Genomic DNA, 12,014 nt, shown 5'->3' on the forward strand with positions numbered 1-12,014 from the left:
ATCGAGAATGAAAAGAGGTTGACCGAAAGATAGCTGAGTAGCTATATGGGTTAACCTCTTTTTGATATAAGTATGTTATCACAACCAAATTACGGACAGGAACGATTCTCTTATGTTTATAAAGTATAAAAAAAGAAGTTGTCTCTAAAAGATCATTTTTAAGGACCTTTTGAGACAACTTCATTCAATATAAAGTAACTGATTCTATTTATTTGACACTACTTCAATAACTAGATTATCAAGCATAATATCTTTGTAACCGTTAAAGTTAGCTTGTGATCCTTTCACACCGTTAGTATTAGCTGCTTTATTAGTGGAATAAATGCCAAACCAGCTTTGCCCCGATTTATCTCCTGTTAAAGTAAAGGAATATGTGCCAGCTTTTGCATTCTTATCACTGCTTGCGGTTGATTTTAATTCCTCCTTAGTTAATACTCCTTTTTCTTCAAATGGAGCATTACCTGTCACCACTGCATACGTTCCATCACTACCTGCCTCATAATCAAAAGTAATTTTATACGTTACTCCTGGTTTAAATGTGAAGTTTTGAGGTATAGTTTGGTATACAAGAGCGTCACCTTCCGTTAATCCATTCGTTTTAAGTGACCATTTACCTGCGATAACATCACTTACTATTTTTTGGTTCCAACCTCTTTGTGTATATGGTGCATGTAATTCAGACAGGTGTGTTCTATTATCTTCTACGCCTTCAATATTACCAATTACAAACGGATAGATGCCTTGTACAACATTTTCAAAGTCTTGTACAAATTTATTATTGCTTACTTGGTTTTCGGCATTACTTTCCACGATGCGAATATCATCAAAGTAACTTGCACCAGTTCCACCATCTCTAGATAAATCAATAGTTACATCTGATGTTTTTTTACCAGTTTCAAAAAACACATACATATTTTGAAAGTAACTTGTTCCATCCACAGTTGAAGTCATTTGACCATCAGCTTTTGCTTGCTCGGAACCTAGTGTATTATGTGCGTATGCTCTTACATAGTTTTTAGCGATAGATTTACCAGTACTATTTGTATACTCTTTGTCGTTAGAAGTAATCGTTATGCTTGCTTGTGCTTCACTTCGGTTGTCTATACCCACATATGCAGCATACTTTGTATTAGGTTTTAGGTCTGTTAATTTTTGAGTAACATTTACTTTCTTTTTATTATTGGAGATTGTTAGCATATTATTATTACCTTCACTCTTCGTAATCTTAACTGCTTTTGAGTCTCCTTTGATTTTCCAATCTTTTAGGGAATTGCTGTTAAATCCAGCATCTATAAGATGCATTCCTTCACTCCATTTAACATCGTTATTGGATTTTGGCCCTTTATAAATTACATATGCAGTAGATTTTTTTGCATCTAATGTGATTTTTCCATTTTCAATTTTAACATTTTTCATATTCTCTTTACCTAATTCTGTTAACTCATACACTTTAACGGTACCTTGCCAACCAGTTGGAACGGTCCACGTTGTTTTTCCACCGTTTGTGTTCCAGTGATATAATTTTTTATTCTCTGCTGATAATTTTTTGCCGTTTTGATCCCAAGACCATGGAAATAAATACTTTTCGTCACCAGGTTTACCTTCAAATATTTGTTTACCATTTAATGTCATAGTTCTTGTTCGATAGCCATCTTTATCATTTGCAAAATCATTTGATTTTCTTTCAATTGTAAGTGTGTTTTCACTAGATTCGTCCTTTAATACGGACTTCATACCTGGTACCCAGTTGTAAGTTTGTTGTTTATCATCTGTCATTTCAACTGCTTTACCATTTTCCCACTGTGTTACTTTATAATGTTGAATGAATTTGGTTGGAATATTCACCGCAAATAAGTTATCAATATACGCTTTGTAGTCACTTCTACCTTGCCAACCTTCAAAGTCTTTCATACTGTATCCACCTAGTAATGGAGCATCTGCGTCGCCTCCATACTTAGGATAGTTACCAATCCATGCATCTTTTTGATGGTTTTTAATGAAACGAGTGATGGTACTATTAATACCTTTTAGGGTATATCCACCATAAGTTAAATCGGCTGCCCAGTGTTGGAATGTGGAATCATACTCGTTCGCATATCCCCACTCACTGCCTAAGCGCCAACCTAAACTGTTTATTTCTTTACTTAATTGACGGCTCGGCCATGTACTATTATCACCTGACTGTCCATTACCCCAAACGTCTACATAAATAAAATCTAAATCATTCTTTTTGCCACCAAGAGCATCATATAAATCTTTGAATCGTTGTGCCCTGCCATTTCTTAAATCATAATCAGCATTAATGTTTATTCCTTGATCAATCCAGTTCCAACCATACTTATAAGTTCCATCTGGATTTTTTAATAAACGCTCTTCTTGGAAATATTTTGACTCTGGATATGTTTCACTTGCATTCACATGAACACCAAAAGTTGCCCCATATTCTTTACCCTTTGTTAGCAATGTTTTCATGTCCTTTGCACCGCCAATTCGAGTTCCAATGTCAGCATAATTTAAATGACCAGAATCATGACCTTCACTACCATAACCTTTCAGTAGAATAGATTGTCCTAGTCCATCAGTATTTAAATGAAACTTTTTCACTCCGTCTAAAGCCATTAAGAAAGGATTTTGGGCCTGACTGCCAAAGTTCATGTTAACACGGTAACCAACTAAGTCTGGAACTTTTTCTGACCCTAGAGGTTCGTTCATAATTTTCCTATAAGCAATTGCTCCGTCTTGCCAGTTTATCTTTTTATCATCATTAGCGTCAGCAGTAATGATAACTTTCACAGACGGCATTTCATCTACCTTATTAACTGTCCCATCCGTTAGCTCTAGAGTGCCATCTTCTTTACGATGTTCTTCTGACTTTTGATACGTCCAGAATGTACTACTTAGACCAATTGTTTTTTTTCCGGCACTATTAGTCGTAGCATTTGCCGTAATTCTTTGAGCATCAGTCTTTGCAGCATAAGAATCTGGAGCCAATTTTTTTACTAAACTATTCTCCGTATTAGACCATATACTTGCACTTAATTCATCAGTAGAAAGAAAAGCATACATATATCCTTTTTGCTCTTCATCTTTCGTAATTAAATTTTCGTCAACCTTAATCTGTCTGTCACCGTTAATACGAGTATTTGTTGACATCTGTACGCCATCTAGCACTGCATCTTTTTGACTGTTATTTACAGAAATTAAATTATGATTTGGGATTTCAATAGTTTTTACGATTTTGTTGTCGACGATCTTTGTAACATTGAATTCTAATATATTCTCTTTAACAACCATTTCAGCAGTAATAACCGCAGAGATATTGTTATGAGTGTCTATCACTGTCATCTCATATACAACTTTATCTGATGAAACTTTTGCTTTTACTTTTGGTTTTACTGCTACGTCATTAATAAGGAGTGTATCTAATGCTTCAGTCTGTCCGTAAAAAGTCTTTCCTGCTCCAGTTCCAGATTTTAAATCGTATTGAATGACTCTTGGAAAATTTACATCAACGAGAACGTTCATTTGATTAGATGAAATAACCGCATTTGGGCTTTGAGAAATGATTTGATTTTCAGCTTGTTTAGTATCCGTGTTTTCCTCAGCTTGGATTAGGGAACCGTTTGTAAAACAAATAGAACCTACGACACAACCCGATACAAGTGTTGCAATTGTCCTCCTGAACTTCTTTTTTGATTTTTTCATATGTACCCCCTCGTTTTCATTTTGGTACTTTTGATATTGATAGTTTTTCACAGGTATAGATCACTTTATGACCTTTTAAACTTAATATTTTGATAGAATGTGAAGCTTGTATAGTAGTTGAGAATCTATTAAAACTAGAAGCAGTTTCGAGTATCTATCTGTACCCATAGATTACTTTTTGTGAAACGCTTACACAAGAGAGATATTGCTCTGTTTTTTAGAAATATTGTTTTTTGTAATGTTGAAAATAAGATAAATAAAATAACCCTGGCTTATAAAGCTAGGATTATTTTATTTGAGAAGCTCATTAAAATTTAAACGGCGGCGATACCGGAGCAGATGCGTTTATTATTGAAGAGCTAGCTTCAGGAGAGGGACAAAGAGATAAAAATCAGGGTTTAAGATAAAGGTAGTTTTATCCCGATTTAATGGGCAGTAAGACCCCCACTGATTAAAGTTTCACTTTATAGTTTGCGTATTATTGTGATTAAAAGGTCTATCTCGGTGGAGATAGGCCTCATTGTGTTCATTAAATCGTTCTTCAAAAATGTACCTTTTTATGTTTTTAGTGAGACGTTAAAAGTGAAAAGCAAGATGTCTAAAAAATACGACAAGATGTTGATTGTAGAAGTGTTTTTACGTACGTATAATGTAACAAAATAGCTTATTAAACGGGCGATTCAAGTATGTTAATAGCTTCTTCGGAAAAAGCAAAATGTATATTAGAATGGTGGTTATCCTATACATCTGTTCATAAAATTATAAAAGGTACATAGAACTGGCATCGTAACAACATAAACCGCTAAAAGGTTAGAGGAGGTATATACGGATGATATATCAAGCTATCCAGCAGTTAATTGATCGGGCTATTGAAGTTCAATTGATTGAACAAGGAGATGAAATATATACAAGGAATAAAATTCTTTCTTTACTTCGTTTAGATGACTTTGTAGTGGAAGCGTCAGCGCCCGCACCCGCAAAGAAAGCAATTGCGGAGTTATTGGAAGAGTTAATTGAATATGCTTGTACGCATAAAGTCATTGAGGCAATAATGGACGAGAAGGAGATTTTAGCAAGTGCAATTATGGATGTTTTTATGTCCAAACCGTCGGTTATCAATTCTCTATTTTATGAAAAATACGAACAAAATCCGAAGGCTGCAACAAATTACTTCTATGAATTAAGTAAAAACAGCAACTATATTCAAATGAAGCAAATTGCCAAAAATATAAATTATAAAGTACATACGGAATATGGACCCATTGATATTACAATTAATTTATCAAAACCGGAAAAAGACCCGAAACAAATTGCTAGAGAGAGAGTATTGGAAAGTACAAATTATCCAAAATGTTTACTCTGTATTGAGAATGAAGGATATAGAGGCCGAATTGGACATCCAGCACGCTCGAATCATCGTATCATTCGTATGAATCTTATAGATGAAAGCTGGTTTCTACAGTATTCACCGTATATTTACTTCAATGAACACTGCATTGTATTGTCTTCAGAACACCGTGATATGAAAATTGACCGTCAAACATTTTTACGTTTGTTAAAATTTGTAGAAAGATTCCCGCATTATTTCCTTGGTTCGAATGCAGATTTGCCAATTGTAGGAGGATCTATTCTAACACATGACCACTATCAAGGTGGTAGTTATGAATTTGCTATGGCAAATGCATCAAATGACTTCATTTTTGAACTCACTAACTTTCCAGAAATGCAATGTTCTATTATTAAATGGCCTATGTCAGTTATTCGCTTAAGAAGTAACGACATAGAACAAATAGTAAATGCAGGGGAGTACATATTAGAGAGGTGGAAGGGATATAGTGATCCATCCGTTAATATATTTGCATTTACGTATGATGTTCCACATCATACGATTACGCCGATTGCCCGCTATCGGAATAATATGTACGAATTGGACCTTGTTTTGCGAAATAATCGTACAAGTGAAGAACATCCGCTAGGTATTTTTCACCCTCATGCGGAAATACAACATATTAAAAAAGAAAATATCGGTCTAATTGAAGTAATGGGGTTAGCTGTACTACCTGCGCGTTTAAAAACAGAACTTCAGGAAGTAGAAAAATTCTTACTTAATATTCCAAGTGATATTCCAACGCCTCATATACGATGGGCAAAACAATTAAAAATCAAATATGACAATCGGATACATGAACAAAATGTACAGGAGATTATAAGAGAAGAAGTGGGGAGGAAGTTTATACAGGCGCTTGAAGATGCTGGTGTTTTTAAACGAGATAACGAAGGGATATCGGCGTTTAAACGTTTTATTCAGACCTTAAATTAGGAAATGAACTTAGTAGTTATAATAATTACCAAATGACCTAATTATATGATAAGGGAGGTAATAATATGGGGAAGTGTGAGCATAAGCAACTACAGGAATTGAAACAGATAGGTGGCCCTATATTAATGATGTGTATAAAATGTAATCAAATAATTAAAGTGTCCAAGGGATCAAGTACAAAAATAAAGTAAAAAAGAATGAAGCGTATATATTTCTAGTGTGTGAAGAACAAAATTCAAACTGAGTAAAATTTCACTTTATAAAAAGAATAGAAAAAATAAAGAAACATCCCATATTCATATGAGATGTTTTTTAGTATGGTTCTGTCGCATGTAATACGACGTCTAATAAACCGGGAAATCTAGCATGTAAGTCATCTTCACGAATTGAAATGAAGCGCTGTGTTCCTTCAAGGCGTGTATACATAACACCGGATTCACGTAAAACCTTGAAATGGTGAGATAAAGTTGATTTTGCAATTGGAATGTTTAACGCGCCACAAGATTGTTCATTTTTCTCTAGTAGCATAGTTACAATTTGTAAACGAATTTGATCGCTAAGTGCGTATAAGACAGAAGAGAATTGAATTTCTTCGCGATTTGGATGATAGAGAGTACGCATTTTTTCACCTACTTGTATAAGTTAATATAGTTTGCACTATAACATATAAAGTGGTATATTTCTATTGTTCGAATATATTCGAATAATAGAAATATAGGGGGAGAAAAAATGAAGCATACAAAATTACAAAAGGCAGGACTACATATTTCAAAGTTGGGGTTAGGAACAAACGCTGTAGGGGGGCATAATTTATATGCTGATGTGAATGAGGAAGAAGGAAAACGATTAATAGAAGAAGCTATCCAGCAAGGGATTACATTTTTTGATACAGCGGATTCATACGGTTTCGGTAGATCAGAGGAATTGGTAGGAGAAGTATTGAAAGGAAAACGCCATGAAGTTGTACTTGCTACAAAAGGTGGAATACAGCCGTTATTAAATGGAGAGGTTTATATTAATAATGAACGAAGCTATTTAAGAAATGCTGTGGAAAATAGCTTAAGAAGATTACAAACTGATTATATTGATTTATATTATTTACATTTTACAAATCCAGAAACAAGTTACATAGATTCAATTGGAGAGCTTACTCGTCTAAAAGAAGAAGGAAAAATTCGTTCAATTGGAATATCCAACGTAAACGTAGAGCAATTAAAAGAAGCGAATCAGCACGGACAAATAGATGTTGTACAATCACCGTATAATATGTTGGATCGTACTGCTGGGGAAGAACTTTTGCCATATTGTATAGAATCAGGTATTTCATTTATTCCATACGGGCCTCTTGCCTTTGGGATACTAGGCGGAAAATATACAGAAGATTTTAAATTGAGCGAAGGAGATTGGCGTCAAAGTGTAAATCTATTTGAAGAAAATACATATAAGAGTAACTTTAAAAAAGTTGAAAAGTTAAAAGGCTTAGCTAAAGAAGTGAATCTTGAAGTATCGCATTTAGCTTTAGCGTGGCTATTAAACCAAAAAGGAATTGATACTGTTATTCCTGGTGGGAAACGAGCGGAGCAAATAAGAGAAAGTGTAAGAGCGGTGGAAGTATCATTGAATGAGAAGGTTATGAAAGAGATTGAATCTATTTTAGAAGCTTAGTTGAGAAGAGGGATACTTCCCTCTTTTTATATAAAAGGAGAGGGTTTAAATGAAAAGAGTACTAGCTGTATTCTTTATGATCATGTTTATGATAGGTACAGATACTTTCTTAATTTCACCACTTTTACCGACATTACAAAAGGTGTATCATGTTTCAACTGAGCTATCAGGATGGATGGTGAGTTCATATGCTTTAGGATACGCTGGATTTGCACTTATTGCTGGTCCTATATCAGATGGCTTAAACAGAAAAAAAGTAATGGTAATAGGAATGAGTTTTTTTGCGTTAAGTACGTTTTTATGTGGAATGGCACCGAGTTTTCTATGGATGCTAGCATTTAGATTTTTAGCAGGTGTAAGTGCAGCCTTTGTATCTCCACAAGTGTGGGCATCTATTCCGCTTCTTATAGAGAAATAGCAAATTGTAAAGGCAATTGGAATTGCAACAGCAGGGTTATCAATCTCTCAAATTTTAGGGCTGCCAGTTGGGGCGTATTTGGCAATGATACACTATACAACACCATTTTTCATTATTGGTCTATTATCAGCACTACTTGTCATTCTTATCTATGTAGTATTACCAGAAATACAACCGGTTCATATAGGTGGAAGTAAAACAAACATCTTAAAGCGTTATAAACAATTACTTACTGATTCAAAGGTTTCACTTTCTTATTTTGCATATTTTGTTTTTCAAACTGGTAATTTTGCAGCATTTTCATTCTTTGGCGTATGGCTTTCCATTCAATTTGGTTTACAAGTTCATGAAATAGGAACAGCTATGCTCGTATTAGGATTAGGAAATTTAACAGGGAATATTTTTGGTCCTAGAATCGTAAATAAAATTGGTTATAACCTTTCTTTTTATGGTGGAATTGTATTTACAGCAGTGCTATATGTATTACTTCCTCATGTAAAGAACATTATATTGGTGGAGTTATTGTTTTTTGTTTTGTTTTTTGTGACAGGAATTTTATTTGTATTAATGATGAGACACTTACAAAACATGTCTAGTGTAGCAAGAGGGACAGGAGCCGCGCTTGCAAATGCTTCTATGTATATTGGTCAAATGATTGGAGCGGCAATAGCAGGAATGTTATTTGCAGCATCTCACAATTTTATACTTATAGGTAGCTTTACTGCGTTACTATATGTAGTAGCTTTACTTCTGTTTAGAAGAAGTGAAAAGCTTATTGAGAATAGTGAAACGGGAATTGCATCATAAAGCTTGTATAAATATTTCGCAAATCAGAATTAATAAGAGTGTGAATACATGAATGTGCTTTTTATTACAGTGGTTACTTAAAGTATAGAAATAATAGAAGAAATGTATTGTAACAAAGTTATGAGGAATCCAAAAATAAAAAATCCCTATAAAGATAGGGATTTATATATCGGCATATAGTTCCTTGGAAAAGGATATACTTAGTTTAGCATATCGGACTACTTATATTTGTGAAATAGATGTGAAAGTAATGTGAAAAATAGCGTAATAAAAAGCACTGTTTTAGCTAATGAACTAAAACAGTGCTTTTTTCTTTGATTGAACAGTTGCTGCATTTTCATCATGTATGCCTGCATCTTTAATAATTCGTTGTTTAGCTATATTTAATAGATGATTTACTGCTTCACCAAAATAGTTAGCTTCGTTTTTTGTGCGGGCTTCTCGTAAACATTTATAGTTTTCTAGCAGTTCCTCTTTTTCAGTGTTTGTTAAGAAATCTTCTATTTTCTTTTTTGTCATACGAAACACCCTTTCTTCTGACAAACGACGCAATAGAAAATATTTATTGTTTATTATAGCAATAATTTTTAAAGAAAGTATACACTAACGTCGTAATAATTTGTCAATTTCTTGAATCTTCTCATCAGCTTTCCCAATCTGTGTATTTTTAGCTTGCTCACCACCAAGCGCTTGGTGCAGTAAGAAAGTCTGACCAGAAATAGCAGTCACAATGGATACTTTTATAATTTCTTTTATTAAGGTGACATCGAATAAAACGAGTCCAAGAAGTGCAGCTAGACTACCAGTGAGAATATCAGTCAAAAAACCAAAGTGAAAAAAAGTTTTCAAACGGCGTGGAAGCAATAACTTGCCTTGGTTATTGATAAGATGGGAAACGAAACCAGTAATGCCACCAACAAGAACAGCAGTTAGCCATTGATACATTTCCATCGAATCCACTCCTTTTAGTGAATAAGATTCGATTCTTTTATATTGATTCCTTTTAATATTTCATAGAAGCATATTGAGAAAGTTTGTTTGGGTTTATTATGTATTCAATTTAATTATAACAGAAAAATCTGATATATTTCAGTCTATTATATGAAGCGGTTATTCCTTAATATGAATGTAGAAAGGGGTGCGTGAGATGAATATAGATTATCGAATAAGAAGTGTGGATGGTTATACAAAAAATATAGGGGAATTAGTAAGCATGCTGGAGCATACGAGGGCTGTAACATTACAGGAAATAAAAGATCTATCAGTTGAGCAATTAGATTTAATTATGCCGAGTGGAGGAAATTCCATTGGAGCGTTATTAAAACATATAGCAGCTATAGAAAAAGCTCATCAACTTATTTCATTTCAAGAGCGCGACTTTACAAAAGAAGAATTAGAAATATGGGAAGACGCACTGTATTTAGGGGAAGCAGGGAGAACAATCCGTGGTCATGACATACAGTATTATGTACAACTTCTGCAAAGTGTTCGAGAAGAATCATTGAAGTATTTGATTGAACAAGATGATGAATGGCTTATGTCAGAAAGAAAGTGGCCTAACGATGTAGCGTATAACCAGCACTATCTATGGTTTCATGTGCTAGAAGATGAGATTAATCACCGTGGGCAAATTAGAATGATGAAAAATAAATTGTTTGAAAATTACGTTAAATAGAGTAGCTTTTTAAATAAATATTCCATATAATGAGAGTAATTAAAATGAGAACGGGGTGATGTATTATGGTGAAAATAACTTATATGAATAATAAACCAAATACAAAGGTGGATGGAAAGGGCGAGACTGTATAAGTTAGCGCACGATCCTTCCGCTTAGTTAAACTAGGGAGGATATCAATTTGAATAAAAATATTTTAGAATCATTCGGCTGGGATTCTTTTTTTGAGGAACAAGCTGTAGAGAACTTTGAAGTAGGACGTATTTTACTTGAGCATAAGCATATATATCGAATTATTTGTAATGATGGTGAATATATGGCAGAGCTGTCTGGAAAGTTTCGACATGAAGCAGTAACGAAGGGAGATTATCCAGCGGTTGGTGATTGGGTGTATATAAAGAAAATAGAGAATGAAAAGAAAGCAATTATTCATCGTATTTTTCCGAGAAGAAGTTCTTTTTCTAGACAAGAGGCTGGTACTCGAATGGAAGAACAAGTAATAGCAGCAAATGTAGATTATCTATTTTTAGTGAATGCACTTAATCATGATTTCAACGTAAGAAGAATGGAACGTTATTTACTATTAGCGTATGAAAGTGGTGCAATGCCTGTTATTGTTTTAACAAAGAGTAGCTTATGTGAAGATGTGGAACAGAAAATTGTAGAAACGGAAGCCGTGGCAATGGGTGTTCCGATCTTCATCGTTGATAGTTTAGAACATACTGGCATTGATTCGTTGCAGCAATTTGTTTCTTCAGGAAAAACAATTGCTCTAGTCGGATCATCCGGGGTTGGAAAATCGACTTTGCTAAATGCTCTTATAGGAATTGAAGTAGCAAAAACGGGAGATATTCGTGAGGAAGATAGTAAAGGAAGGCATACGACAACTCATCGTGAATTGTTCCGATTACCGAGTGGTAGTTTAGTTATTGATACTCCGGGTATGAGGGAACTGCAGCTTTGGGAAGGTAGCGATGCAATTCAAACAACATTTTCTGATATTGAAGAATTAGCAAAAACGTGCCGTTTTAGGGACTGTAAGCATGAAAATGAGCCAGGATGCGCAGTGCATCATGCAATTGATAACGGAATTATTACGATAAATCGTTTGCAAAGCTATAAAAAATTACAAAAAGAACTGGCGTATTTTATGAGAAAACAAGATGCTGTTCTTGCAAGAGCAGAGCGTGATAAGTGGAAGAAGATTTCTAAGCAGCATAAAAAAATGTAAAAAACCAAAGGGTGGTTCCCTTTGGTTTTTTGCTTTTGTAAATTTTATAATAATATTATTCATATATATGGACAAAGAGAAATTAATTGTTTAAACTTTACAAAGTATTCATCATAATAGGTTATGAAAATAATAATTCGGGAATGGGAAATATTTATAATTCACTAGATTTAACTTTTGAAATTGAAAAGCA

General features: G+C 34.1%; 8 protein-coding genes and 1 pseudogene. 5 read left to right on the forward strand and 4 right to left on the reverse strand.

From position 1 onward, the window contains the following. Positions 1 to 204 precede the first annotated feature (204 nt). Entirely contained in the window at positions 205 to 3,705 is a 3,501-nt protein-coding gene (locus MHB74_RS10010) for an endo-alpha-N-acetylgalactosaminidase family protein (protein WP_061676470.1), read from the reverse strand. 829 nt (positions 3,706 to 4,534) lie between these two features. Here MHB74_RS10010 and galT point away from each other — a divergent pair. After that, positions 4,535 to 6,025 carry a UDP-glucose--hexose-1-phosphate uridylyltransferase gene (gene galT, locus MHB74_RS10015; protein ID WP_061676469.1) on the forward strand — a complete coding sequence of 497 codons (1,491 nt, stop codon included), beginning with the start codon at positions 4,535 to 4,537 and terminating at the stop codon, positions 6,023 to 6,025. A gap of 312 nt (positions 6,026 to 6,337) precedes the next feature. Here the strand turns inward: galT and MHB74_RS10020 are convergent, their stop codons facing one another. Next, positions 6,338 to 6,646 (reverse strand): ArsR/SmtB family transcription factor, encoded by a 309-nt coding sequence (locus tag MHB74_RS10020; RefSeq protein ID WP_061676468.1) that lies wholly within the window; start codon positions 6,644 to 6,646, stop codon positions 6,338 to 6,340. A gap of 108 nt (positions 6,647 to 6,754) precedes the next feature. On the opposite strand from MHB74_RS10020, the gene MHB74_RS10025 reads away from it, so the two are divergent. Together MHB74_RS10025 and MHB74_RS10030 are read left to right on the forward strand one after the other, a co-directional pair. Next, the gene (locus MHB74_RS10025; RefSeq protein WP_061676467.1) at positions 6,755 to 7,690 is read left to right on the forward strand and encodes an aldo/keto reductase; all 936 of its coding nucleotides are present in this window, start codon (positions 6,755 to 6,757) and stop codon (positions 7,688 to 7,690) included. 49 nt (positions 7,691 to 7,739) lie between these two features. Then, positions 7,740 to 8,915, forward strand: a pseudogene (locus tag MHB74_RS10030) (MFS transporter). A 294-nt stretch (positions 8,916 to 9,209) separates the two neighbouring features. On the opposite strand, the gene MHB74_RS10035 reads toward MHB74_RS10030, so the two are convergent. Both MHB74_RS10035 and MHB74_RS10040 read right to left on the reverse strand, forming a co-directional pair. After that, a complete protein-coding gene (locus MHB74_RS10035) occupies positions 9,210 to 9,434 on the reverse strand; it encodes a hypothetical protein (protein ID WP_061676466.1) in 225 nt (74 codons plus the stop codon). Between the two features lie 84 nt (positions 9,435 to 9,518). Continuing rightward, a complete protein-coding gene (locus tag MHB74_RS10040) occupies positions 9,519 to 9,866 on the reverse strand; it encodes a DUF4257 domain-containing protein (RefSeq protein WP_061676465.1) in 348 nt (115 codons plus the stop codon). 196 nt (positions 9,867 to 10,062) lie between these two features. On the opposite strand from MHB74_RS10040, the gene MHB74_RS10045 reads away from it, so the two are divergent. Together MHB74_RS10045 and rsgA are read left to right on the forward strand one after the other, a co-directional pair. Further along, positions 10,063 to 10,590 carry a DinB family protein gene (locus MHB74_RS10045; protein WP_061676464.1) on the forward strand — a complete coding sequence of 176 codons (528 nt, stop codon included), beginning with the start codon at positions 10,063 to 10,065 and terminating at the stop codon, positions 10,588 to 10,590. A gap of 181 nt (positions 10,591 to 10,771) precedes the next feature. Further along, positions 10,772 to 11,821, forward strand: coding sequence for a ribosome small subunit-dependent GTPase A (gene rsgA, locus MHB74_RS10050; RefSeq protein WP_061676463.1), 1,050 nt, complete (start codon positions 10,772 to 10,774; stop codon positions 11,819 to 11,821). Positions 11,822 to 12,014 lie beyond the last annotated feature (193 nt).

The organism is Bacillus sp. FSL K6-0069 (assembly GCF_038007785.1).
Taxonomy (GTDB): Bacteria; Bacillota; Bacilli; order Bacillales; family Bacillaceae_G; genus Bacillus_A; species Bacillus_A mobilis.

Bases quoted from the DNA above. Each gene is read 5' to 3' on its own strand.
- MHB74_RS10040 (WP_061676465.1), bottom strand. From the start codon at position 9,866: ATGGAAATGTATCAATGGCTAACTGCTGTTCTTGTTGGTGGCATTACT.
- MHB74_RS10020 (WP_061676468.1), bottom strand. From the start codon at position 6,646: ATGCGTACTCTCTATCATCCAAATCGCGAAGAAATTCAATTCTCTTCT.
- galT (WP_061676469.1), top strand. From the start codon at position 4,535: ATGATATATCAAGCTATCCAGCAGTTAATTGATCGGGCTATTGAAGTT.
- MHB74_RS10025 (WP_061676467.1), top strand. From the start codon at position 6,755: ATGAAGCATACAAAATTACAAAAGGCAGGACTACATATTTCAAAGTTG.
- MHB74_RS10010 (WP_061676470.1), bottom strand. From the start codon at position 3,705: ATGAAAAAATCAAAAAAGAAGTTCAGGAGGACAATTGCAACACTTGTA.
- MHB74_RS10045 (WP_061676464.1), top strand. From the start codon at position 10,063: ATGAATATAGATTATCGAATAAGAAGTGTGGATGGTTATACAAAAAAT.
- MHB74_RS10035 (WP_061676466.1), bottom strand. From the start codon at position 9,434: ATGACAAAAAAGAAAATAGAAGATTTCTTAACAAACACTGAAAAAGAG.